The organism is Bacillus sp. RAR_M1_44 (genome assembly GCF_020165935.1).
GTDB classification, from domain to species: domain Bacteria; phylum Bacillota; class Bacilli; order Bacillales; family Bacillaceae; genus Bacillus; species Bacillus altitudinis.
The window spans coordinates 2,529,924-2,553,812 of sequence record NZ_JAIUKX010000001.1; the positions used below are offsets into that span (position 1 = coordinate 2,529,924).

The window sequence follows — 23,889 nt, forward strand, 5'->3', positions numbered from 1 at the left end:
ATATCCAGTAACGGAGGGGAAAAAATGAATGGAAAATATATAGGAGCCCTCTACTTAGCGTTAGCTGCTAGTATTTGGGGCGGTATGTATGTAGTGGTCAAAGTAACAGTTGCGGTTGTCCCGCCACTTGAGCTCGTCTGGATGAGATATGCAGTAGCTGGAGTCGTTCTTGTGTTCACGATTTGGCGTTTGGGCTACTCTTTTCGGTTAGACAAAAAGGATATCCCGCTGATTGTGTCGATTGGATTGATTGGCAACTTTCTATCGATCGTGACCCAAGAAATTGGCACAATGTATACGTCTGCACAAATGGGTGCCGTCATCACATCGGCCACACCTGCTTTTATGGTGCTTTTCGCTTTCTTTCTATTAAAAGAATCATTCACAGTGAGAAAGTGTGTCTCCATTCTGCTTGCTACAGTAGGTGTACTGACGATGATTGGGCCTGTCGCTGTTCAAACGGATGAGTTTGTTGGCGGTCTTTCGCTGATGATCGCTGCATTAACATGGGCGCTGATGTCTGTTCTTTTGAAACGAGTACCAGGAAAGTATCCTCAAGTAGTGACGACAACATATGCGATCATTGTGGCCTTTATCGTATTAACACCACCTGTCTTGTTTCGTTTGCCTCATCTTGATGTGCAGCAAATGGCAAGACCGGAAATATGGGGCGGCATTCTGTATCTAGGTATCATCTCAACGGCCCTTGCTTTCTTTTTGTGGAATAGAGGGCTTCAACTGATGGACGCTTCAAGCGGTGGTCTGTTTTTCTTCTTTCAACCAATCGTTGGTACGGTCCTTGGATGGCTGCTTCTAGGTGAAGAGATGGGCTTACGTTCGTTTGTTGGGATTTTGTGTATTTTCGCAGGTGTATATACTGTCCTGCGTCAGAGAGAGTAAGATGAGATTCCCCTTGAAGAAGGGGAATTTTCTTTACAATGAATAGATGAGAGATTCATAGAAGGTGGAGGTGAGCAGGATGATCCAGTATCCATTTTTGCAAAAAGGACAAACGATTGGGGTGACAGCACCGTCCTCAGGTGTGCAACCCTCTTTGCATGAGATGTTTCAACTGTCTTGCGATCGGATGAAAAAAAGAGGCTATGAAGTCATATGTGGAGAGACAGTATGGCAGCAGGAAAAAGCGAAATCAGCCCCTGCAATCAAGCGAGCAAATGAGTTACAGCGGATGATGACTTGTCATGAGATTGACCACATCATCCCGCCATGGGGCGGACAGCTGCTTATTGAAGTGTTAGAGCATCTTGATTTCTCAGTGATGCAAAAAAAGTGGATTCTTGGTTACTCAGATACAAGTCTCCTTCTATTAGCTTTGACATTAAACACAGGCATTGCGACAGCGCATGGACCGAACCTTGTGGATCTTCAGGGGGAAGAGCTTGATCAGGTGACGGCTATGTGGGAACAAATACTTTCCACTCCAGAGAAAAAGGACGTTACTCAATTTTCTTCTGATATGTATCAAAAGGAATGGCAGTATGACCATCCAAGTATACATGTCTTTCATTTAACCGAACCAACCGCATGGCGTACTGTTGATCACTTAGAGACGACGATGAAGGGAAGACTGATGGGTGGCTGTATTGATGTGATCCGGCACTTAGCTGGCACGCCTTTTGGAGATGTCAAAGCTTTTCAAGAAACATACCTGAAAGGTGAACCCATTCTATGGTATTTTGAAAACTGTGAATTAAATGCTGCGAGCATGAAGAGGTCTCTTGTTCAATTAAAACTAGCAGGCTGGTTTGATCATTGCTCTGGCATCATGTTTGGCAGGAGTGCAGTGGACACTCCTGTGGAAGGATATGAATATACGGATCTATATGAAGAATTGTATAAGGAATTACACATACCGATTGTTTACGATATTGATTGTGGACACGTACCGCCTCAAATGACCCTCATTAACGGAGCATATGCGGAGGTGCAGTTGCAGCAAGAAGGTAAAGCCGTGCTGAAGCAGACATTTTTGCCATGAAAAAAGAAAAGGGGGACCCCTTTCCTTCATAAAAAACATTACATTCCTTTTGTTTCTTCGCCTGCTTTTGGAACTTCCCATGCAGACTCTCGGAATACTTTTTCCCATTTAGAAACGACAATACAGGCAACCGCATGTCCAGGAACATTCACGCCTGTTCGAGCCATATCCATAATCCGATCAACACCGGCGATAATAGCGACACCTTCTGCTGGCAGACCTACTGCATGAGCTGTTGCCAAAAGAACGACAAGTGAGCCAGACGGGACAGCTGCAATGCCTTTACTTGTTAAAACAAGGACAAGCATCATGAGGAGCTGCTGTGATAAACTCATATCGACACCAAACGCTTGTGCAAGAAACACACAGGAAACCGATAAATATAAACTTGAACCATCGCAATTAAGAGAAAGACCTGACGGGATGACGAAGGAAACAATTCTTTTCGGACAGCCGTATTTCTCCATCCGTGACATGAGCTGTGGAAGAACAGTTTCTGTACTTGTAGTAGAAAAGGCAACCAAAAACAAATCCCAAATCATTTTCAACACTTCGAAGTAGTTAAAACGGAAGATCAGTGCGACAAGAGGGAACAAAACAAATAGAATAATAAACAATCCTAAGAAGACAGTGCCAACAAGTTTCATCATAGGAATGAGTAAAACAATGCCGTATTGTCCGACAGAAGCTGCCATTAATGCTAAAACTCCAATAGGAGCTGTCACCATGACCATTTGTGTGAGCTTAAACATAATTTGTGCTACTGATTCAAAGAAGGTAAGGACAGGAGCGGAAGCTTTCCCAATGCCGCTTGCGGCTACACCGAATAAAATAGCAAAGAAAATCACTGCTAGTAAATCATTCTGAGCCATGACATCGATGATATTGGTTGGAATGATATCTAAAACCATCTGTTTAAAATCGACGACCTTTTGAGTATAACCATCGAGTTCCCCAATATCTTTCTTAGCTAATTGAGAGAAATCGAGTCCGACGCCTGGCTTTAACACGTTGGCCAATAAAAGCCCGATTCCAAGAACGATGGTCGTAATGACCTCAAACCAAATGATTGTCTTTAATCCGAGACTGCCCATTTTCTTCATTCCACCGCTGCCAGCTGCGCCGATGACAATCGTAGAGAAAACAATAGGGACTACAATCATTTTAATCAATCGGATAAAGCCATCCCCAATGGGCCGCAGTGCCATTCCGAAATCAGGGAAGAAGTGGCCGATAAGAGCTCCTATCACCAAAGCGATCATGATTTGAAAAGCGACAAACTTTTTCATCATCTCCTACCTCCTTTAAATGCATGGAAAATATTAAGAATTTTCCAATAAATAAAAATTCTAGGTGACCATGTTTTGTCCTCCTTTGGATTTAGAAAGATTTTATTTAAGAATCATTAGAATTATGAAGAAAGAAATGAAAATAGGGCGATTGAAACTCTATTTATCTAACAAAAGAGCACTTCTTAAAAAACATTAAACTTTTTTAGAAAAATGTATTGACCCTTTTGTATGATCCATGGTATATTTTTATTCGTCGCTGATGACGCATCTGAAACACTGATGCTCAGACAGATACGACAAACTAACTTCAAAAAGATGTTGACTTAATAAAAACGATATGTTAAGATAATTAAGTCGCCTGATTAAGCGCCCGTAGCTCAATTGGATAGAGCGTTTGACTACGGATCAAAAGGTTAGGGGTTCGACTCCTCTCGGGCGCGCCAATAACATTTAACCACGCGGGTGTAGTTTAGTGGTAAAACCTCAGCCTTCCAAGCTGATGTCGTGAGTTCGATTCTCATCACCCGCTCCATTTAAAAAAATGATCTTTGAAAACTAAACAAGACAAAACGTACCTGTTAATTCGAGTTTTTATAAAAAAATCCTATGATACTTCATAGGTAGTCAGTCAAACGCTGACGAAAAACAAAACTTCGGTTTTGTACTTTTTCGGAGAGTTTGATCCTGGCTCAGGACGAACGCTGGCGGCGTGCCTAATACATGCAAGTCGAGCGGACAGAAGGGAGCTTGCTCCCGGATGTTAGCGGCGGACGGGTGAGTAACACGTGGGTAACCTGCCTGTAAGACTGGGATAACTCCGGGAAACCGGAGCTAATACCGGATAGTTCCTTGAACCGCATGGTTCAAGGATGAAAGACGGTTTCGGCTGTCACTTACAGATGGACCCGCGGCGCATTAGCTAGTTGGTGAGGTAACGGCTCACCAAGGCGACGATGCGTAGCCGACCTGAGAGGGTGATCGGCCACACTGGGACTGAGACACGGCCCAGACTCCTACGGGAGGCAGCAGTAGGGAATCTTCCGCAATGGACGAAAGTCTGACGGAGCAACGCCGCGTGAGTGATGAAGGTTTTCGGATCGTAAAGCTCTGTTGTTAGGGAAGAACAAGTGCAAGAGTAACTGCTTGCACCTTGACGGTACCTAACCAGAAAGCCACGGCTAACTACGTGCCAGCAGCCGCGGTAATACGTAGGTGGCAAGCGTTGTCCGGAATTATTGGGCGTAAAGGGCTCGCAGGCGGTTTCTTAAGTCTGATGTGAAAGCCCCCGGCTCAACCGGGGAGGGTCATTGGAAACTGGGAAACTTGAGTGCAGAAGAGGAGAGTGGAATTCCACGTGTAGCGGTGAAATGCGTAGAGATGTGGAGGAACACCAGTGGCGAAGGCGACTCTCTGGTCTGTAACTGACGCTGAGGAGCGAAAGCGTGGGGAGCGAACAGGATTAGATACCCTGGTAGTCCACGCCGTAAACGATGAGTGCTAAGTGTTAGGGGGTTTCCGCCCCTTAGTGCTGCAGCTAACGCATTAAGCACTCCGCCTGGGGAGTACGGTCGCAAGACTGAAACTCAAAGGAATTGACGGGGGCCCGCACAAGCGGTGGAGCATGTGGTTTAATTCGAAGCAACGCGAAGAACCTTACCAGGTCTTGACATCCTCTGACACCCCTAGAGATAGGGCTTTCCCTTCGGGGACAGAGTGACAGGTGGTGCATGGTTGTCGTCAGCTCGTGTCGTGAGATGTTGGGTTAAGTCCCGCAACGAGCGCAACCCTTGATCTTAGTTGCCAGCATTCAGTTGGGCACTCTAAGGTGACTGCCGGTGACAAACCGGAGGAAGGTGGGGATGACGTCAAATCATCATGCCCCTTATGACCTGGGCTACACACGTGCTACAATGGACAGAACAAAGGGCTGCGAGACCGCAAGGTTTAGCCAATCCCACAAATCTGTTCTCAGTTCGGATCGCAGTCTGCAACTCGACTGCGTGAAGCTGGAATCGCTAGTAATCGCGGATCAGCATGCCGCGGTGAATACGTTCCCGGGCCTTGTACACACCGCCCGTCACACCACGAGAGTTTGCAACACCCGAAGTCGGTGAGGTAACCTTTATGGAGCCAGCCGCCGAAGGTGGGGCAGATGATTGGGGTGAAGTCGTAACAAGGTAGCCGTATCGGAAGGTGCGGCTGGATCACCTCCTTTCTAAGGATATATGGAGCAGCGTACGTTTTCGTCTTGTTTAGTTTTGAAGGATCATTCCTTCAAAATATGTCTCTAGCGAGACAGGATTGTTCTTTGAAAACTAGATAACAATAAGTAATACATTCACATTGAATGCAATGCAAAGTTCATCACACATAGTGATTCTTTCTAAAGTAAGAAATGGTTAAGTTAGAAAGGGCGCACGGTGGATGCCTTGGCACTAGGAGCCGATGAAGGACGGGACGAACACCGATATGCTTCGGGGAGCTGTAAGCAAGCTTTGATCCGGAGATTTCCGAATGGGGAAACCCACTGCTCGTAATGGAGTAGTATCCATACTTGAATACATAGAGTATGAGAAGGCATACCCGGGGAACTGAAACATCTAAGTACCCGGAGGAAGAGAAAGCAAATGCGATTCCCTGAGTAGCGGCGAGCGAAACGGGAACAGCCCAAACCAAGAGGCTTGCCTCTTGGGGTTGTAGGACACTCTATACGGAGTTACAAAGGAACGATATAAGCGAAGAGGTCTGGAAAGGCCCGCCAAAGAAGGTAACAGCCCTGTAACTGAAATGTTGTTCTCTCCAGAGTGGATCCTGAGTACGGCGGAACACGTGAAATTCCGTCGGAATCCGGGAGGACCATCTCCCAAGGCTAAATACTCCCTAGTGACCGATAGTGAACCAGTACCGTGAGGGAAAGGTGAAAAGCACCCCGGAAGGGGAGTGAAATAGATCCTGAAACCGTGTGCCTACAAGTAGTCAGAGCCCGTTAACGGGTGATGGCGTGCCTTTTGTAGAATGAACCGGCGAGTTACGATCCCGTGCAAGGTTAAGCAGAAGATGCGGAGCCGCAGCGAAAGCGAGTCTGAATAGGGCGCATGAGTACGTGGTCGTAGACCCGAAACCAGGTGATCTACCCATGTCCAGGGTGAAGTTCAGGTAACACTGAATGGAGGCCCGAACCCACGCACGTTGAAAAGTGCGGGGATGAGGTGTGGGTAGGGGTGAAATGCCAATCGAACCTGGAGATAGCTGGTTCTCTCCGAAATAGCTTTAGGGCTAGCCTCAAGGTAAGAGTCTCGGAGGTAGAGCACTGATTGGACTAGGGGCCCCTACCGGGTTACCGAATTCAGTCAAACTCCGAATGCCGATGACTTATCCTTGGGAGTCAGACTGCGAGTGATAAGATCCGTAGTCGAAAGGGAAACAGCCCAGACCGCCAGCTAAGGTCCCAAAGTATACGTTAAGTGGAAAAGGATGTGGAGTTGCTTAGACAACCAGGATGTTGGCTTAGAAGCAGCCACCATTTAAAGAGTGCGTAATAGCTCACTGGTCGAGTGACTCTGCGCCGAAAATGTACCGGGGCTAAACGTATCACCGAAGCTGCGGACTGTTCTTACGAACAGTGGTAGGAGAGCGTTCTAAGTGCAGTGAAGTCAGACCGGAAGGACTGGTGGAGCGCTTAGAAGTGAGAATGCCGGTATGAGTAGCGAAAGACGGGTGAGAATCCCGTCCACCGAATGCCTAAGGTTTCCTGAGGAAGGCTCGTCCGCTCAGGGTTAGTCGGGACCTAAGCCGAGGCCGAAAGGCGTAGGCGATGGACAACAGGTTGATATTCCTGTACCACCTCCTCACCATTTGAGCAATGGGGGGACGCAGGAGGATAGGGTAAGCGCGGTATTGGATATCCGCGTCCAAGCAGTTAGGCTGGGAAATAGGCAAATCCGTTTCCCGTGAAGGCTGAGCTGTGATGGCGAGCGAAATTTAGTAGCGAAGTTCCTGATTCCACACTGCCAAGAAAAGCCTCTAGCGAGGTGAGAGGTGCCCGTACCGCAAACCGACACAGGTAGGCGAGGAGAGAATCCTAAGGTGATCGAGAGAACTCTCGTTAAGGAACTCGGCAAAATGACCCCGTAACTTCGGGAGAAGGGGTGCTTCTTAGGGTGTTAAAGCCCCGAGAAGCCGCAGTGAATAGGCCCAGGCGACTGTTTAGCAAAAACACAGGTCTCTGCGAAGCCGTAAGGCGAAGTATAGGGGCTGACGCCTGCCCGGTGCTGGAAGGTTAAGAGGAGCGCTTAGCGTAAGCGAAGGTGCGAATTGAAGCCCCAGTAAACGGCGGCCGTAACTATAACGGTCCTAAGGTAGCGAAATTCCTTGTCGGGTAAGTTCCGACCCGCACGAAAGGCGCAACGATCTGGGCACTGTCTCAACGAGAGACTCGGTGAAATTATAGTACCTGTGAAGATGCAGGTTACCCGCGACAGGACGGAAAGACCCCGTGGAGCTTTACTGCAGCCTGATATTGAATGTTGGTACAGCTTGTACAGGATAGGTAGGAGCCTTGGAAACCGGAGCGCTAGCTTCGGTGGAGGCATCGGTGGGATACTACCCTGGCTGTATTGACCTTCTAACCCGCTGCCCTTATCGGGCAGGGAGACAGTGTCAGGTGGGCAGTTTGACTGGGGCGGTCGCCTCCTAAAATGTAACGGAGGCGCCCAAAGGTTCCCTCAGAATGGTTGGAAATCATTCGCAGAGTGTAAAGGCACAAGGGAGCTTGACTGCGAGACCTACAAGTCGAGCAGGGACGAAAGTCGGGCTTAGTGATCCGGTGGTTCCGCATGGAAGGGCCATCGCTCAACGGATAAAAGCTACCCCGGGGATAACAGGCTTATCTCCCCCAAGAGTCCACATCGACGGGGAGGTTTGGCACCTCGATGTCGGCTCATCGCATCCTGGGGCTGTAGTCGGTCCCAAGGGTTGGGCTGTTCGCCCATTAAAGCGGTACGCGAGCTGGGTTCAGAACGTCGTGAGACAGTTCGGTCCCTATCCGTCGCGGGCGCAGGAAATTTGAGAGGAGCTGTCCTTAGTACGAGAGGACCGGGATGGACGCACCGCTGGTGTACCAGTTGTTCTGCCAAGGGCATCGCTGGGTAGCTATGTGCGGACGGGATAAGTGCTGAAAGCATCTAAGCATGAAGCCCCCCTCAAGATGAGATTTCCCATTCCGCAAGGAAGTAAGATCCCTGAAAGATGATCAGGTTGATAGGTCTGAGGTGGAAGCGTGGTGACACGTGGAGCTGACAGATACTAATAGATCGAGGACTTAACCTATATTCTAATGTGAAAAATGAACATTGTTATCTAGTTTTGAGAGAACATTCTCTCCATCAGGTTTGGTGGCGATAGCGAAGAGGTCACACCCGTTCCCATACCGAACACGGAAGTTAAGCTCTTCAGCGCCGATGGTAGTTGGGGGTTTCCCCCTGTGAGAGTAGGACGCCGCCAAGCTTGTTATTTTATATCGTCGCGGGGTGGAGCAGTTCGGTAGCTCGTCGGGCTCATAACCCGAAGGTCGCAGGTTCAAATCCTGCCCCCGCAACCAAATTATTTTACCTATTAAATAGGGAGTACTCATTGAGTACAGCCAAAATGGTCCGGTAGTTCAGTTGGTTAGAATGCCTGCCTGTCACGCAGGAGGTCGCGGGTTCGAGTCCCGTCCGGACCGCCATTTTTATAACTTGTAAACGAAAACGTATAGTTTCGTTTTTTTTTATGTCTTTTTCTTTCAATAAGTATCCTAGATGCAATGAAACTCCTTGTGTTTGGCTACACTAAATGTGATAAGAAAAGATCATGACTTCAACAAACAACGCCTGGTTTTTTTATACCAGGCTTTCTTTATATCATTTTTAGTTGGAACCGAGGCTCATATTCGCTACACTAATACTAACTGTGTCTGACATCATGTTTGCTCAATCAGTTGATTGTATGAAGGGGCTGTCTTTTATGGATGAATTTGATCTTATTCGCCGAATTACACCAAAAGAAACGCATCAGCGTTCTTTGGTCATGGGCATCGGTGATGATGCTAGTGTTTATCAACCTCATTCACATTGTGAAGAGGTCGTTTGTGTTGATACAATGGTAGAGCATGTCCATTTTCGATTTGATTTTTCCACACCCTTTGAGGTTGGATTTAAAGCGCTGGCAGTGAATATCAGTGATATCGCAGCCATGGGAGGAATCCCTAAGTATTATCTTGTATCAATCGCGATCCCGCCTCATGGGGATGAAGCAATTGTCGCATCATTTTACGAGGGAATGAAAGCATTGGCTGACACATATCATATGGATTTAATCGGTGGAGATACAGTAGCCACCCGCAGTGACTTTGTCATCACAGTAACGGTCATTGGTGAGATTCCAAAGGGAACAGCCTGTTACCGTCATAGTGCTCAGACAGGAGACGTTGTCTTTGTCACAGGTGAACTAGGTTCATCAGCTGCTGGGCTATCCCTTTTAATGAATGAAGTAAATGCTGCACATTCGATTGACACTGCTTTTTTTCTAGAGCGACACAAAATGCCGCAGCCGCATATTGCTGCTGGCCTTATTTGTTCAAGCTTCCCCCGGGTGACCTTGAATGATGTGAGTGACGGATTAGCGAGTGAGTTAAACGAAATAGCGGAAGCCAGTCGTGTGACGATTGAAATTGAAGCTGCTCAGCTTCCAAAACATCCACATCTACCGTTGTTACATAAAGAGTGGCTTGAATGGGTCTTGTTCGGTGGAGAGGATTTTGTCTTAACTGGTACGATCCCTGAAACGGATTGGAAGCGATTTGAGACGCAATGTAAAAAAGAACACATTCAGGTCACGCGTATTGGACAAGTCAAAGATGACCGAGCGTCCAGCGTTATTTTAAAAGACCATGATCAACAAACAATTTTAATGAAAAAAGGATATAATCATTTTAAGAAATGAGGTGACTCCACCATGAAGTTAACGTGGACAACAAAAGGTGCGGATGAGACGAAACGAATTGCTGCTGCCTTGGCTACACTTGTGATGCCTGGCGATGTCTTAACATTAGAAGGAGACTTAGGCGCAGGTAAAACGACTTTTTCAAAAGGTTTTGCAGAAGGCTTAGGTATTACCCGTATCGTCAACAGCCCTACTTTTACAATTATTAAAGAATATACGGATGGCAGACTGCCACTTTATCATATGGATGTGTATCGTATGGAAGATGCGGAAGAAGATATTGGACTGGGCGAATATTTTGAGGGGGAAGGTGTGTGTTTGGTTGAATGGGCACATCTCATTGAACCTCAATTGCCTTCATCGTATTTAAAAATTGAAATGCTGAGAACAGAACGTGAAGAAGAACGTCATCTCACGTTTTATGCAAAAGGGGAGCGTTATGAGGCCCTTTGTAAGGAGATGAAAGACATTGACCATACTGGCAATTGATACGTCAAACCATACACTCGGAATAGCTCTTGTCCGTGATGACACTGTGGTTGGGGAAAGTATTACGTACTTAAAGAAGAATCATTCAGTACGTGCAATGCCGACAGTTGAAGCACTGATGAAAGAATGCGGCGTAGCACCGAGCGAATTAAGCAAAATTGTTGTAGCCAAAGGACCCGGTTCTTACACTGGCGTTAGAATCGGTGTGACCATTGCAAAAACACTTGCTTGGACGCTGTCTATCCCGATAGCTGCTGTTTCAAGTTTAGAAACGCTGGCGGCAAATGCTCGATATTTTGATGGAATGATTTCTCCTATATTTGATGCAAGAAGAGGACAAGTTTATACAGGGTTATATACATTTGAAGGTGGAAAGATAAAAGAAGTGAAACCTGATCAAAATATCCTGCTCACTGATTGGCTTCAAGAGCTGAAAAAGGAAGGGAACCCTGTTTTATTTCTTGGACATGATGTGCATCTTCATCAAGAGAATATACTCTCCACACTTGGAGAAACCGCCGTTTTAGCAGACGAGGCATTTCACAACCCAAGACCTTCAGTGCTCGCATTTTTGGGGGCAGACCGCCCTGCTGAAGATGTCCATCAGCTTGTTCCTAATTATATTCGTTTGGCAGAAGCGGAAGTGAAATGGCTTGAAGGACAAAAATAATCTCAACACAGTAGAGATGCGAAGAATGACAGTAGAGGACATCCCAGAGGTATATACGATTGAAGTGCATTCGTTTACAGCGCCTTGGAAGAAAGAGTCGTTTGTCTATGAAATTCTCCATAACCAATACAGCCATTATTTCCTCATTGAAGAAGATGGTCAGCCTGTTGGATATTGCGGCGTTTGGATTGTCATGGATGATGCACAAATTACGAATATTGCGATTCTCCCTGAGCACCGGGGAAAAGGATACGGGGAAGCGCTGCTTCGATATGTCATGGAATTTTGCAAAGAAAAAAAGACAGATCATCTTTCACTAGAAGTGCGGGTATCAAATACGCCAGCACAATCCCTTTATGAAAAGCTAGGTTTTAAACCAGCTTCTATTCGAAAGAATTATTATACGGATAACGGGGAAGATGCATTAGTCATGTGGGTGAAGATAAATGAGTGAAAAAAAAGATCGATTCATATTAGGTATAGAAACAAGCTGTGACGAAACAGCTGCGTCCATTGTGAAAAATGGGAAAGAGATCGTAGCGAATGTTGTCGCCTCACAAATAGAAAGCCATAAACGATTTGGCGGCGTGGTACCAGAAATCGCTTCAAGGCATCATGTGGAACAAATGACGATCGTATTAGAAGAAGTCATGACGCAGGCCAATATGACCTTTCAGGATTTAGACGCCATTGCTGTGACAGAAGGACCGGGCTTAGTTGGTGCACTTTTGATAGGTGTTAATGCAGCCAAAGCACTGAGTTTCGCACATCAAATTCCGCTTGTAGGTGTTCATCATATTGCTGGACACATTTATGCGAACCAGCTCGTTGGTGAACTGGTGTTTCCTTGTTTAGCTCTAGTCGTCTCTGGTGGGCATACTGAGCTTGTTTTGATGAAAGAGCATGGGTCTTTTGAGGTTATTGGTGAAACGTTGGATGATGCGGCTGGAGAAGCGTATGACAAAGTAGCTCGGACAATGGGTCTGCCATATCCAGGGGGACCTCACATTGATCGATTGGCACATGAAGGGGAGCCAACGATTAGGCTTCCTCGAGCATGGCTTGAAGAAGGATCCTATCATTTTAGCTTTAGCGGTTTAAAATCAGCGGTCATCAACACATTACACAATGCGTCTCAAAAGGGTGAAACCATTGCGCCAGAGGATTTGGCTGCAAGTTTCCAAGAAAGCGTGATTGAGGTGCTGGTTGGAAAGACATTAAAAGCGGCTGAATCGTATGGTGTGAAACAAGTCGTTCTAGCTGGCGGGGTTGCTGCCAATAAAGGTCTTAGAGAAGCCCTTACTTCAGCATTTGCGAAGCTACCTGAAGTGAATGTCATGATTCCGCCATTGTCTCTTTGTACAGACAATGCAGCCATGATTGCTGCTGCGGGAACCATTGCATTTGAAAAGGGAATAAGAGGCGACATGGCAATGAACGGTCAACCTGGACTGCCGCTTGTCTCCTATAAATAAGAACTCCTGTGGATATACAGGAGTTTCAGCGTGTAGACAAACCCTCGCATTCGGTGTCAGTCCTGCGTGCTGGTGCTCACGACTATCAAATTCGCTCCGCGCCAGTACTCGTCCTTCCTAGACTGCAAAGGTTTTCTATCACGCTGAAAAGAAGACAAAGGACTAAAATAAAGTTCATTTTAATCCTTTGTCAACAATTTGGAACTCCTGTGGATATACAGGAGTTTTTTCTCTTGAAATGAAAGCGATTTATTCACATGTAAACGTTATATATCCACAATTGTTAGAAAATTCGTTTTAAAATGAAGAGAATGTGTATAAATGTGATCTTTTATGTGGATATGTGATTAAAATACTGTGGATAAAGTGGATAACTTTAAAATATTTAAGAATAATCAAGATGTTATTGTGGGTATCATTGTGGATAAAGATTCTCACCTTAAAAAAAAGAGCACCCGTTAGGGCACTCTTTATGCATCTGATAGATCTTCCCATTCCGCAAAAAGTGATTCCATCTCTTGATTGAGCGCATCATTTTCTGTTTGAATGGCTTGTACTTTCTCGTGATCTTGGAAAATAGCAGGATCACATAGAAGCTCTTCGTTTTCACCGAGCTTGTCTTCGATGACAGCGATACGCTCTTCAATTTCTTCAATTCGGCGCTGCTTTTGTCTTTCTTTCTTTTTGAGTTCTTTCTCTTCTGCATAGGAAAGTTTTGCTGTTTCTACTGGTTTTTCTGCTTGTTTTTTATGCGTCTCCTGAGTTTGGAGTGCTTCAAGCTCTAATTGTTCGTTTTTCTTTTCAAGATAGTAGTCGTAGTCACCGAGGTATTCTTTTGTTTCATCTGGCGAAAGCTCAAGTACTTTTGTTGCCAAGCGATTGATAAAGTAACGGTCATGCGAAACAAACAAGATGGTGCCTGGATAATCAATCAGTGCATTCTCTAAAATTTCCTTACTGTCTAAATCAAGATGGTTCGTCGGCTCATCAAGAATCAGGAAATTGGCTTTTTGGAGCATCAGCTTTGCCAGCGCAAGTCGTGCTTTTTCTCCACCGCTTAATGCATGTACAGGCTTTAAGACGTCATCACCTGAAAAAAGGAAGTTTCCTAAACAAGTCCGAATGTCTTTTTCAGTCATATGGGGATAATCATCCCAAAGTTCATTTAACACTTTCTTGGAGGATGTCAGCTTGGCTTGTTCCTGATCATAGTAGCCAATCGTCACATGAGAACCAAAGCTGATCTCGCCTTTTACTGGTTTTAACGTATCCGTTAAGGTTTTTAAAAGAGTTGATTTCCCGATACCGTTAGGACCGATGAGTGCCACGCTATCTTCACGTTTAATATGAAAAGAGAGTGAGGAGAGGAGCGGCGTTTTTTTATCGTAACTAATATCGAGATCATGCACCTTCAGCACGTCATTTCCGCTTTGCCTCATAATATCGAAATGGAAGTTTGCGGATTTTTCATCTCCTAACGGTTTATCTAAACGATCCATCCGTTCCAGCTGTTTCCGCCTGCTTTGAGCACGCTTTGTGGTGGAGGCTCTTGCTAAGTTGCGATCCACGAAATCTTGAAGCTTCGAAATTTCTTCTTGCTGTTTTTCATACAGCTTCATATCACGCTCTAGCTGCTCAGCTTTTTGGTCAAGATACTTACTATAGTTCCCTGCGAACTTTTTCATCGCTGTTCTTGACACTTCATATACATGGTTCACGACTTTGTCTAAGAAGTATCGGTCATGGGAAACGATGAGGATGGCTCCTGTATAATTTTGCAAATACTGCTCAAGCCATGATAAGGTATCAATATCAAGATGGTTGGTTGGCTCATCCAAAATCAAGAGTTCTGGTTTCATCAATAATAGCTTTCCAAGCGCTAGACGGGTTTTCTGACCGCCGCTTAAGGATTGGACGGTTGTATGATCTTCAAAATGACTAAAGCCGAGTCCGTGTAAAATGGAGCGGACATCCGCTTCATATTGGTAGCCGCCTTGATCTTTAAATGCTTGCTGCAGCCTGTCATAGGTTTTCATTAGAGAATCTAATTCTGTTCCTGTGGAAGAAGCCATTTTCTCTTCTATGGTTCTCATCTCTTGTTCCATTTCTTTTAAATGATCGAAAACGGATAGTAGTTCGTCTTTTAGCGTACGTGTAGACGTCACATCTGTATGCTGTGCGAGATATCCAATGGATAGGTCTTTCGGTTTGATGATCTCACCTTGTTCGTAAGACATTTGACCGGCAATGATTTTTAAAAGCGTGGATTTTCCTGCACCGTTACGACCAACAATGGCAATACGATCCCTCGCTTTGACTTCCAATTTTATATTCGTTAAAACGGTATCAGCGCCAAACGATTTGGACAGCTGATTCACTTGTAGAATCATCATGTAACTTCACCTCTGCTATAATATGTTAAGTGTAGCTTATCAGCAGTAAACCGGCAAATCTTACATACGGCTGCGATGGTCAAATGAAAGACAGATAGGAAAAAATAGTGTATGATTTGAGTGAGGGAGCGTTGAAAGATGAGTCAATTTAGCCACTTTAACGAACAAGGAAGAGCAAAGATGGTCGACATTAGTGACAAATCGTCTACAGTGAGAACTGCAGTTGCTGTTTCAAGCGTTCGTATGATAAAAGAAGTATTTCATCAAATACAAAAGCATGACATTGGAAAAGGGGATGTGCTGTCTGTCGCACAGGTAGCTGGCATCATGGCAGCAAAGCAAACGTCCAGCATCATTCCAATGTGTCATCCGCTTGCATTAAAAGGTGTCGATATCTCCTTTGATTGGGAGGAAGACGGAAATGCGTACATTCTGAACATACAAGTACAGGTGAAAACAAAAGGAAGTACGGGTGTGGAGATGGAAGCGCTCACTTCTGCCTCAGTATGTGCACTGACCGTTTATGACATGTGCAAAGCAATAGACAAAGGGATGATCATCGGCCCGACCTATCTAGTAGAAAAAACAGGCGGGAAAAACGGTGATTTTCACAGAGCATCTGATATTTAAGTTGGAGGATCTTATATGAATATAGACCAGTCAAAAATTCCACAAGCGACAGCCAAACGTTTGCCGCTTTACTACCGTTTTTTAAAAAATCTGCATGCATCAGGAAAACAAAGGGTGTCATCGGCAGAGCTTAGTGATGCAGTCAAAGTGGATTCTGCCACCATTCGCCGAGATTTTTCTTACTTTGGTGCACTTGGGAAGAAAGGGTATGGCTATAATGTCGATTACCTCTTGACCTTCTTTAGAAAGACCCTTGACCAAGATGAAATGACGAATGTCATGCTCATCGGTGTCGGGAATTTAGGGACTGCTTTTTTACACTATAATTTCATTAAAAATAATAATACAAAAATTTCAATGGCTTTTGACGTCAATGAGAGTAAAATAGGAAGTGAGATAGGCGGCGTGCCTGTCTATGATTTGGATAAGCTTGAAGAGCATGTGCAAGAGGTAGGAGATATTCCTGTTGCGATTTTGACAGTGCCTGCCGTAGCAGCTCAATCCATTACAGATCGTTTGATTGCCCTTGGCATCAAAGGAATCCTTAACTTTACGCCGGCTCGATTGAATGTGCCGGAACACATTCGAATTCATCATATAGATTTGGCGGTTGAACTTCAGTCTCTTGTGTATTTCTTAAAGCATTACTCTATTACACAGGAGGATTGACGAAAAGGGGTAAAGGGGGTGGAGCAAATGGGTCCGATTGGTCCTGGAAGTTTGGTTCTGATTGCGATTGTTGCGCTCATTATTTTTGGGCCGAAAAAGCTTCCTCAATTAGGAAGAGCAGCAGGAGATACATTACGTGAATTTAAAAATGCCACAAAAGGTTTAGCTGATGATCAGGAAGAAAATAAGAAAAAAGAAGATCAGTAGAATAGGATGAGCTTCATGAATGTCAAAGATATGCCGCTTATGGAGCACATTGTGGAACTGCGAAAACGTTTAGTGATCATTGCGATGTTTTTTGTCACCTTTATGGTGGCAGGTTTTTTTCTCGCTAAGCCGGTCATTGTGTATTTACAAAATACCGATGAAGCGGCCACACTGACATTGAACGCATTTAAGCTCACAGATCCACTGTACGTGTTTATGCAGTTCGCTTTTGTCATCGCTCTTGTTTTGACGTGTCCCGTGATTTTATATCAGCTTTGGGCGTTTGTGAGTCCTGGCTTATATGAAAAAGAAAGAAAGGTGACACTTGCTTATATTCCGATTGCACTGCTTTTATTTTTGAGCGGTGTGGCTTTCTCTTATTTTATTTTGTTTCCATTTGTCGTCGATTTTATGATACGGATGTCAAATGATTTACATGTGGAGCAAGTGATTGGGATTCATGAGTATTTTACATTTCTGATGCAGTTAACACTTCCATTTGGCTTTTTGTTTCAGATGCCTGTCGTGTTGATGTTTCTCACAAGACTTGGCATCATCACACCGATGTTTTTATCAAAAATCCGGAAGTATGCCTATTTTGTCCTCCTTGTCATTGCCGCACTGATTACACCGCCAGAGATCGTTTCTCACCTCATGGTTACCTTGCCAATGCTCGTTTTGTATGAAGTGAGTATTGTCATTTCAAGAGTGACCTATCGCAAAATGCAGCAAACAGAGACAGAGGAGAAAGAAAATGATGTTGTCTCATAAAAAAGCATCGTGATCCTAATAGGGGTCACGATGCTTTTTCTATTGCGAAAGAAATTGATTGATTGCTTGAAAGAGATGCTCATAATAGGCAGGTTCATGCGGGACAAAATCATGTATACGGACCTCTCTCTTTTCCTCACGTCGCTTGCCGTCTGCATCCACTTCAAAGCCCTCGATGTTCATTTTTTCGCATTCTCTATTTAAAAGCTGCTGTGCATCCATCAACCTTGCTCTATAAAGTCCAGCAACTTCTTCTTTCTGTAGATGGACATCCATGTGCTCTTTTTGATCCATATAAAGATACACATGGCAAAACTCACGATCGGTAAACGAAGGCAGATGGATTTCATCTTTAATGACACCAGCAAAGGTAAGGTTCTCAAACGAGATGGAGAGACCAAGCTCTTCTTCGACTTCTCTGATGCCATCAGGAGGCTGTTCATCTGCGAGAAGGTGGCCTGCTGCTGTGATATCAAATAGAGAAGGGAAATCCTTTTTGGAGGGACTCCTCGGCTGAAAATAGAGAAACACTGTGTCATCTTCCTTTTTTAAAAGCCAGAAATGAAAGGTTTCATGCCAAAGGCCCTCAGCATGGATATCAGATCGAGCGGCTGTACCAATCGTTTCATGCTGATTGTTCATGATGTTCAGTTTTTCGTGTTCCATGAAAACATGACCTCCATAAAAAAACCATTTTCCAAACGGCGGAAAATGGTTTTTGGTTTATTTTTGCTGTTGTTTTTTCATTTTGACAGAAAAAGCAAACATTTTTAACGCGATATTAATATTATAGGCCGCAAACACCATCAGCAAAATGCTGTAAAATGACCACATGTCACCTGGATTTTGAATGGCCATATAGGTGAACGCCACACCTACGGCAAAATAAATAATGCCCCATACGACAGGGTTTCTCATGAGAAAAAGCCTCCAATAATCATTTGCATTGTTTGGGATTGTTCTTCAATCATTTTTCTTACTGGCTCAATCTGCACAAGGATAACGAGCGAATTCATCAGCATATGAGCACCGATTGGCACAATGATTCGTTTTGTTTTCGCATATAAAAAGGCAAATGTAAAGCCCATTGCGGTATAGAGCAAGATATGTGGGAAATCATTGTGTACAGCAGCAAAAACCACTGAACTGACAAGTGCGCCAATGAAAAAATTCGTTTTTTCATAAACGACACCAAAAATGATTTTTCGAAAAATGATTTCTTCTAATATCGGTCCAATCAGAGCGATGACGATTACAAGCCATGGAACTGCATCCATAATGGCTAAAATGTTTTGAGTATTTTCGGATTCTCGGCTAATGCCAAATGCATATTGTTCAATCGCCCCCGCAATGGATTGTGCAAAGAGGGAAAGAAAGAAACCGCCAATGATCCAAGCGATTGCCGCGCCGACTGAAGCCGGTGCTTCATTTCGAAGTGAAGCTTTTGGCACAGTCCGAAGAATGAGCAGAATAATGATTAATCCGATACAGAAGCTAATGATTGTCCATGTTCCTGACAATTTAGAGAGCTCTGCTTGTGTCATCGGTGTCTGAATGTAACCTAACCACTTCATGATGAACACATACGGAAACGCAGAAACCTGCACCAATATATACGTTAAGATGATGTACCAATATTGTTTTTTCAAGTAACGAAAACCCCTTTACTAAAAGAACTAGATTTATTGTAACACAAGTCTTCTTTTTCGTTGAAAAGGAAAGAATTTGAGTTGAAAAAAGATCATGAAAGCGTAAAAATTTTTAAAGGTTTTTACTTGAAATTGCAGAAGACATTCTTTATTATAATAAATGTGTTAGCACTCGTTGATGATGAGTGCTAAAAAAGACTACATATAAAAATTGAGGAGGTTGTTTCTTATGTTAAAGCCATTAGGCGATCGCGTAATCATTGAACTCGTTGAATCTGAGGAAAAAACCGCTAGCGGTATTGTCTTACCGGATTCTGCAAAAGAAAAACCGCAAGAAGGTAAAGTTGTTGCAGCAGGTTCAGGTCGTGTACTTGAAAGTGGTGAGCGCGTTGCGTTAGAAGTAAACACAGGCGACCGCATTATCTTCTCAAAATATGCAGGCACTGAAGTGAAATATGAAGGAAAAGAATATTTAATCCTTCGTGAAAGCGACATTTTAGCTGTTATTGGTTAATCACATAAACAAAGATTGAGATATATTTCTAAAAAGACTGAGGAGGTTTCGTTATTATGGCAAAAGATATTAAGTTCAGTGAAGAAGCACGTCGTGCGATGTTACGTGGTGTAGATGCACTTGCAGATGCTGTAAAAGTAACTTTAGGACCTAAAGGACGTAACGTGGTTCTTGAGAAAAAATTCGGTTCTCCACTTATCACAAATGATGGTGTAACGATTGCAAAAGAAATCGAATTAGAAGATGCATTTGAAAACATGGGTGCAAAACTTGTGGCAGAAGTTGCAAGCAAAACAAACGATGTAGCTGGTGACGGTACTACTACTGCAACGGTTCTAGCTCAAGCGATGATCCGTGAAGGTCTTAAAAACGTAACAGCTGGTGCAAACCCTGTTGGCGTGCGTAAAGGGATCGAAGAAGCAGTGAAAGTAGCACTTGAAGGCTTGCATGAGATTTCTAAACCAATCGAAGGTAAAGAATCAATTGCTCAAGTTGCGTCTATTTCTGCAGCAGATGAAGAAGTCGGCAGCCTCATTGCGGAAGCGATGGAGCGTGTAGGAAACGACGGCGTAATCACAATTGAAGAATCTAAAGGTTTCACAACTGAGCTTGAAGTGGTTGAAGGAATGCAGTTTGACCGTGGATACGCTTCACCATACATGGTAACTGATTCTGATAAGATGGAAGCGGTTCTTGAAAATCCTTACATCTTAATCACTGATAAAAAGATCACAAACATTCAAGAAATCCTTCCTGTACTTGAGCAAGTCGTACAACAAGGAAAACCATTATTGATCATTGCTGAAGATGTAGAAGGCGAAGCACTTGCAACACTTGTTGTGAACAAACTTCGTGGAACATTCAACGCAGTGGCAGTAAAAGCACCTGGATTCGGTGATCGTCGTAAAGCAATGCTTGAAGACATCTCTGTTCTAACTGGCGGAGAACTCATCACTGAAGACCTAGGACTTGACCTGAAATCAACTGAAATTGGTCAGCTTGGCCGTGCGTCTAAAGTGGTTGTTACAAAAGAAAACACAACGATCGTAGAAGGATCAGGAGATTCTGCTCAAATCGCAGCACGTGTGAACCAAATCCGTGCGCAAGTAGAAGAAACAACTTCTGAATTCGATAAAGAAAAATTACAAGAACGTCTTGCAAAACTAGCTGGCGGCGTTGCTGTCATCAAAGTTGGTGCTGCAACTGAAACAGAACTAAAAGAACGTAAACTACGCATCGAGGATGCACTGAACTCAACTCGTGCAGCAGTTGAAGAAGGTATCGTATCTGGTGGTGGTACAGCACTTGTGAATGTATACAACAAAGTCGCTTCCATCGAAGCTGATGGTGACGTTCAAACAGGTGTCAACATCGTGCTACGTTCTCTTGAAGAGCCAATTCGTCAAATCGCTCACAACGCAGGTCTTGAAGGATCAGTCATCGTTGAGCGCTTGAAAAACGAAGAAATTGGCGTAGGCTTCAACGCAGCAACAAACGAATGGGTAAACATGATCGAAAAAGGAATCGTTGACCCAACAAAAGTCACTCGCTCTGCACTTCAAAACGCAGCTTCTGTAGCAGCTATGCTTCTTACAACTGAAGCAGTCGTAGCTGACAAACCAGAAGAAGGCGGCTCAGGCGGCGGAATGCCGGATATGGGCGGTATGGGCGGAATGGGCGGAATGATGTAATATAGGTTTTAAAACCTTGTTATATCAACAGTCTAAAATGATAATATGCTTTCTTGTCCTTGATTTTGTCCTCGCTTAAGCAACCTAAGATAGAAAAGCTAACTATAGGAGTAGGTCTTTCATCAGTTTGTTAAACTGTTGGGAGGCCTTTTCCTCCTTTATCGGAAAAACAAGATGATCATTTCAAGCCCGTCTGTATAAGCTAATTTAAGAAAATGGGCAGTCTTTTTTGTAAGTGGAGCTAAACCCAAATATATATGATAACTTCATGTTTTCCCTCGCTGTCTGAAATCTTCCATCTTCATGGCTTTCTAAAATGGCATTAATATATATGGATTATCTATAATCGAAATAAATCTATATGTGTTTTTGAAATAAAGATAAATATTTTTCCAAATATAAATTTACTCTGCGTTTGCTATTGTAATTATATGTTCTTTATTTCTGCGAAAAAATTTTTATTATTAAGTTGAAATTTTGTTGCTAAATCGTTCCCCTCGATATATGCTGCTTATATCGAATTATTTTTAGGAGAGAGTATATTGAGTAGTGAAGTGAAAAAATTTAAGTTGATTGACCTTTTTGCTGGAGCGGGTGGATTAAGTAATGGATTCTTGCAAACTGGAAATTTTGAGGTTGTTGGTGCTGTAGAAATAAATAAAGATGCAAGAGAAACCTATATTCTAAATCATGGTGGGAATAAAGATATTATCATTACACCTAAAAATTCTAATACTAGTGATATAAGTCGTATTAATTTTAAGCCTTATGCAACGCCGAATACTGCTTATACAAAAGACATGGTTGTTATTGGAGGGCCTCCTTGTCAAGGTTTCTCTAATGCAAATAGACAAAAGAACTACTTGATTTCAGGGAATAACCAACTTGTTAAGGAATTCGCTAGAGTAATTGATGAAGTAAGGCCGGTTGCTTTTTTAATGGAAAATGTAAAATCAATGAATTCTAAGACACATAAATTCTTTGTCACACATTATTTTGAAGATTCTATTTATGCTTATAGCTCACTAAAACATTTAGAGACTATCAATAAAAATGCAAAACCGTTTTGGCATAGAGATGAATTAGTGCTACTGGAAACTAAAGATAATCATAGTAGAAACCTTATTAGACAGGTGCTAAGTTTAAATGTTCAGAATGTCACTCTATTGAAAGATGTACACCTTTCAAGGATAAGAAGTATAATTAGAAAGTTGAAAGAAGAAAAGTCTATTGGTGAAAACAGATTAGAAAATACAGAAATTGTTAAAATAATTACTGATTTAAAGTCGCTTATATCAAGTAATGCCATTCAAAAAAATGATCTCCTCAAACTTGTTATAGATACGATTGAAAATTTAGAGCTGATTTTAAGGAAAGATAAGTATGAAAATAAACTTGTGTTAGATGTCTTATGTTCTTTTTTTGAAATCAACCAGTTAATTCAATATAGAAAAGAGTTAATGGATGAGCACATCTTAACGTTAGGTGAAATCACTATAAAAGGTACTGAAAAGTGCAAAGTTGTCGTAGAAGTTCTTTCGTACAATATAGTAGAGTATCTAGATAAGTTTTTTAGGTATTTAGGTTATGATGTGACATCAGGTGTCCTTAATTCAAGCGATTTCTTTGTACCACAAAAGAGACATCGTTTTATATTTATGGGTTTGAGGAAAGAAAAGAGTGTAAATGGAGAAATATCCTTACCGAAGCCAGGAAACAATATCTCATTTACCGTTGAGGATGCAATAAAAGATTTATATTTTATCCAACCAAATAAAAATGTGTCCGACGATGAACAAGTTTACGATGTAAAAAATGGTAGCACAAATATGCAAAAGTATTATAGAAGTGGACTAATGAAAAAAGTGATATATAACCACGTTAATACGGATAGCAAACCGTTGAGTAAAAAAAGATTCGAAGAAATAAGTGAAAAAGGAGGGGGGAATTTCCATAGTCTTTCGGAAGAGTTAAAGAATATAACCTACACTGATGCATCTAGGACACAGAATACTATTTACTTAAAACTAAATTATAAGCAAGCATCCCCAACAGTGGTAAATGTTAGAAAATCAATGTGGCAACATCCTATTAAAGCAGAAGCAATAAGTATAAGGGAAGCGGCTAGATTACAGTCTTTTAGAGATAACTACAGATTCGTAGGTTCTAAGGATAAGCAATATCAACAAATAGGCAATGCGGTCCCTCCTTTACTAGCTAGAGCTGTGGCTGAGTCGATGTTAATACAAATGGGAATTATACCGAAAAACTTAGTGAAAGATGAATTTAGAAATAAGTAAATTACAAAAATCCTAGAGGTAAGGAATCCTCTAGGATTTTTTTTATAGAAAATTAATTTCTAGAAGCACTCACATTTTCTAAATTTTTCATATGAATTTGAGTGATTAAGCTGTTTTTAATTGTTTAACCTGCTAGAATAAATTATATGGAATTCAAGT

Annotated in this window: 19 protein-coding genes, 4 tRNA genes and 3 rRNA genes; 21 read left to right on the plus strand and 5 right to left on the minus strand. The window is 43.0% G+C overall.

Annotated features, from left to right (window positions below; translation table 11 throughout):
- Positions 1-24: 24 nt before the first annotated feature.
- Both LCD34_RS13255 and LCD34_RS13260 read left to right on the plus strand, forming a co-directional pair.
- On the plus strand, positions 25-900 hold the full coding sequence (locus LCD34_RS13255; RefSeq protein WP_017366695.1) for a DMT family transporter: 876 nt from the start codon (positions 25-27) through the stop codon (positions 898-900).
- A 79-nt stretch (positions 901-979) separates the two neighbouring features.
- Positions 980-1,999, plus strand: a complete 1,020-nt coding sequence (locus tag LCD34_RS13260; protein ID WP_224559278.1) for a S66 peptidase family protein — start codon at positions 980-982, stop codon at positions 1,997-1,999.
- Between the two features lie 38 nt (positions 2,000-2,037).
- Here the strand turns inward: LCD34_RS13260 and gltP are convergent, their stop codons facing one another.
- Entirely contained in the window at positions 2,038-3,288 is a 1,251-nt protein-coding gene (gene gltP / locus LCD34_RS13265; RefSeq protein ID WP_024719154.1) for a glutamate-aspartate/proton symporter GltP, read from the minus strand.
- 369 nt (positions 3,289-3,657) lie between these two features.
- On the opposite strand from gltP, the gene LCD34_RS13270 reads away from it, so the two are divergent.
- The 12 genes from LCD34_RS13270 (at position 3,658) to tsaD (ending at position 12,906) form a co-directional block, all read left to right on the plus strand.
- Positions 3,658-3,734 (plus strand) — tRNA-Arg (locus LCD34_RS13270).
- 15 nt (positions 3,735-3,749) lie between these two features.
- Positions 3,750-3,823: transfer RNA gene (locus LCD34_RS13275), tRNA-Gly, on the plus strand.
- Positions 3,824-3,957: 134 nt separating this feature from the next.
- Positions 3,958-5,506: ribosomal RNA gene (locus LCD34_RS13280) — 16S ribosomal RNA — on the plus strand.
- 182 nt (positions 5,507-5,688) lie between these two features.
- A 23S ribosomal RNA gene (locus LCD34_RS13285) occupies positions 5,689-8,619 on the plus strand.
- Between the two features lie 61 nt (positions 8,620-8,680).
- Positions 8,681-8,796 (plus strand): 5S ribosomal RNA (gene rrf, locus LCD34_RS13290).
- Together the 16S, 23S and 5S rRNA genes with 4 tRNA genes alongside form the textbook arrangement of a ribosomal RNA operon.
- Before the next feature lie 17 nt (positions 8,797-8,813).
- Positions 8,814-8,890 (plus strand) — tRNA-Met (locus tag LCD34_RS13295).
- A 49-nt stretch (positions 8,891-8,939) separates the two neighbouring features.
- Positions 8,940-9,016 (plus strand) — tRNA-Asp (locus LCD34_RS13300).
- Positions 9,017-9,294: 278 nt separating this feature from the next.
- Positions 9,295-10,272 (plus strand): thiamine-phosphate kinase, encoded by a 978-nt coding sequence (thiL, locus tag LCD34_RS13305; RefSeq protein WP_057078390.1) that lies wholly within the window; start codon positions 9,295-9,297, stop codon positions 10,270-10,272.
- Positions 10,273-10,284: 12 nt separating this feature from the next.
- Positions 10,285-10,761: a tRNA (adenosine(37)-N6)-threonylcarbamoyltransferase complex ATPase subunit type 1 TsaE gene (gene tsaE, locus LCD34_RS13310; RefSeq protein WP_007496038.1), complete on the plus strand. Its 477-nt coding sequence runs from the start codon at positions 10,285-10,287 to the stop codon at positions 10,759-10,761.
- Positions 10,742-11,431, plus strand: coding sequence for a tRNA (adenosine(37)-N6)-threonylcarbamoyltransferase complex dimerization subunit type 1 TsaB (gene tsaB / locus LCD34_RS13315; RefSeq protein WP_057078389.1), 690 nt, complete (start codon positions 10,742-10,744; stop codon positions 11,429-11,431). The genes tsaE and tsaB overlap by 20 nt, the downstream gene beginning before the upstream one ends.
- 25 nt (positions 11,432-11,456) lie before the next feature.
- Positions 11,457-11,885: a ribosomal protein S18-alanine N-acetyltransferase gene (rimI, locus tag LCD34_RS13320; RefSeq protein WP_008344382.1), complete on the plus strand. Its 429-nt coding sequence runs from the start codon at positions 11,457-11,459 to the stop codon at positions 11,883-11,885.
- Positions 11,878-12,906 carry a tRNA (adenosine(37)-N6)-threonylcarbamoyltransferase complex transferase subunit TsaD gene (gene tsaD / locus LCD34_RS13325; protein ID WP_224559280.1) on the plus strand — a complete coding sequence of 343 codons (1,029 nt, stop codon included), beginning with the start codon at positions 11,878-11,880 and terminating at the stop codon, positions 12,904-12,906. Before rimI ends, tsaD begins: the two co-directional genes overlap by 8 nt.
- A 470-nt stretch (positions 12,907-13,376) precedes the next feature.
- On the opposite strand, the gene LCD34_RS13330 is transcribed toward tsaD, so the two are convergent.
- Positions 13,377-15,299: an ABC-F family ATP-binding cassette domain-containing protein gene (locus tag LCD34_RS13330; protein ID WP_224559289.1), complete on the minus strand. Its 1,923-nt coding sequence runs from the start codon at positions 15,297-15,299 to the stop codon at positions 13,377-13,379.
- A gap of 138 nt (positions 15,300-15,437) precedes the next feature.
- Between LCD34_RS13330 and moaC the strand changes: the two genes are divergently transcribed.
- From moaC to tatC, 4 genes are read left to right on the plus strand one after another with little or no spacing between them, the layout of a single operon-like run.
- The gene (gene moaC / locus LCD34_RS13335; RefSeq protein WP_026050052.1) at positions 15,438-15,929 is read left to right on the plus strand and encodes a cyclic pyranopterin monophosphate synthase MoaC; all 492 of its coding nucleotides are present in this window, start codon (positions 15,438-15,440) and stop codon (positions 15,927-15,929) included.
- A 15-nt stretch (positions 15,930-15,944) separates the two neighbouring features.
- Entirely contained in the window at positions 15,945-16,598 is a 654-nt protein-coding gene (locus LCD34_RS13340) for a redox-sensing transcriptional repressor Rex (RefSeq protein ID WP_073414387.1), read from the plus strand.
- A 27-nt stretch (positions 16,599-16,625) separates the two neighbouring features.
- Positions 16,626-16,805, plus strand: coding sequence for a twin-arginine translocase TatA/TatE family subunit (locus LCD34_RS13345; protein ID WP_012009077.1), 180 nt, complete (start codon positions 16,626-16,628; stop codon positions 16,803-16,805).
- 6 nt (positions 16,806-16,811) lie between these two features.
- Positions 16,812-17,576 (plus strand): twin-arginine translocase subunit TatC, encoded by a 765-nt coding sequence (gene tatC / locus LCD34_RS13350; protein WP_135226948.1) that lies wholly within the window; start codon positions 16,812-16,814, stop codon positions 17,574-17,576.
- 39 nt (positions 17,577-17,615) lie between these two features.
- Here the strand turns inward: tatC and LCD34_RS13355 are convergent, their stop codons facing one another.
- Genes LCD34_RS13355 through LCD34_RS13365 form a run of 3 tightly spaced genes read right to left on the minus strand, consistent with a single transcriptional unit; the run spans position 17,616 to position 19,225 of the window.
- On the minus strand, positions 17,616-18,242 hold the full coding sequence (locus LCD34_RS13355) for an NUDIX hydrolase (RefSeq protein ID WP_224559291.1): 627 nt from the start codon (positions 18,240-18,242) through the stop codon (positions 17,616-17,618).
- Between the two features lie 57 nt (positions 18,243-18,299).
- On the minus strand, positions 18,300-18,494 hold the full coding sequence (locus LCD34_RS13360; RefSeq protein WP_017366710.1) for a YdiK family protein: 195 nt from the start codon (positions 18,492-18,494) through the stop codon (positions 18,300-18,302).
- Complete coding sequence (locus LCD34_RS13365; RefSeq protein WP_008344365.1) at positions 18,491-19,225, minus strand: CPBP family intramembrane glutamic endopeptidase; 735 nt, start codon at positions 19,223-19,225, stop codon at positions 18,491-18,493. The genes LCD34_RS13360 and LCD34_RS13365 overlap by 4 nt, the downstream gene beginning before the upstream one ends.
- A 229-nt stretch (positions 19,226-19,454) precedes the next feature.
- Between LCD34_RS13365 and groES the strand changes: the two genes are divergently transcribed.
- The 3 genes from groES (at position 19,455) to LCD34_RS13380 (ending at position 23,730) form a co-directional block, all read left to right on the plus strand.
- Positions 19,455-19,739, plus strand: a complete 285-nt coding sequence (groES, locus tag LCD34_RS13370) for a co-chaperone GroES (protein ID WP_224559293.1) — start codon at positions 19,455-19,457, stop codon at positions 19,737-19,739.
- A gap of 56 nt (positions 19,740-19,795) precedes the next feature.
- The gene (groL, locus tag LCD34_RS13375; protein WP_007496015.1) at positions 19,796-21,430 is read left to right on the plus strand and encodes a chaperonin GroEL; all 1,635 of its coding nucleotides are present in this window, start codon (positions 19,796-19,798) and stop codon (positions 21,428-21,430) included.
- A 542-nt stretch (positions 21,431-21,972) separates the two neighbouring features.
- Positions 21,973-23,730 carry a DNA cytosine methyltransferase gene (locus LCD34_RS13380; protein WP_224559295.1) on the plus strand — a complete coding sequence of 586 codons (1,758 nt, stop codon included), beginning with the start codon at positions 21,973-21,975 and terminating at the stop codon, positions 23,728-23,730.
- Positions 23,731-23,889 lie beyond the last annotated feature (159 nt).

Coding starts and splice junctions, on each gene's coding strand:
- groL (WP_007496015.1), top strand. CDS start 19,796: ATGGCAAAAGATATTAAGTTCAGTGAAGAAGCACGTCGTGCGATGTTA.
- LCD34_RS13360 (WP_017366710.1), bottom strand. CDS start 18,494: ATGAGAAACCCTGTCGTATGGGGCATTATTTATTTTGCCGTAGGTGTG.
- LCD34_RS13345 (WP_012009077.1), top strand. CDS start 16,626: ATGGGTCCGATTGGTCCTGGAAGTTTGGTTCTGATTGCGATTGTTGCG.
- LCD34_RS13255 (WP_017366695.1), top strand. CDS start 25: ATGAATGGAAAATATATAGGAGCCCTCTACTTAGCGTTAGCTGCTAGT.
- LCD34_RS13330 (WP_224559289.1), bottom strand. CDS start 15,299: ATGATGATTCTACAAGTGAATCAGCTGTCCAAATCGTTTGGCGCTGAT.
- gltP (WP_024719154.1), bottom strand. CDS start 3,288: ATGAAAAAGTTTGTCGCTTTTCAAATCATGATCGCTTTGGTGATAGGA.
- tsaE (WP_007496038.1), top strand. CDS start 10,285: ATGAAGTTAACGTGGACAACAAAAGGTGCGGATGAGACGAAACGAATT.
- LCD34_RS13355 (WP_224559291.1), bottom strand. CDS start 18,242: ATGGAACACGAAAAACTGAACATCATGAACAATCAGCATGAAACGATT.
- tatC (WP_135226948.1), top strand. CDS start 16,812: ATGAGCTTCATGAATGTCAAAGATATGCCGCTTATGGAGCACATTGTG.
- moaC (WP_026050052.1), top strand. CDS start 15,438: ATGAGTCAATTTAGCCACTTTAACGAACAAGGAAGAGCAAAGATGGTC.
- LCD34_RS13260 (WP_224559278.1), top strand. CDS start 980: ATGATCCAGTATCCATTTTTGCAAAAAGGACAAACGATTGGGGTGACA.
- thiL (WP_057078390.1), top strand. CDS start 9,295: ATGGATGAATTTGATCTTATTCGCCGAATTACACCAAAAGAAACGCAT.
- rimI (WP_008344382.1), top strand. CDS start 11,457: ATGACAGTAGAGGACATCCCAGAGGTATATACGATTGAAGTGCATTCG.
- LCD34_RS13340 (WP_073414387.1), top strand. CDS start 15,945: ATGAATATAGACCAGTCAAAAATTCCACAAGCGACAGCCAAACGTTTG.
- tsaD (WP_224559280.1), top strand. CDS start 11,878: ATGAGTGAAAAAAAAGATCGATTCATATTAGGTATAGAAACAAGCTGT.
- groES (WP_224559293.1), top strand. CDS start 19,455: ATGTTAAAGCCATTAGGCGATCGCGTAATCATTGAACTCGTTGAATCT.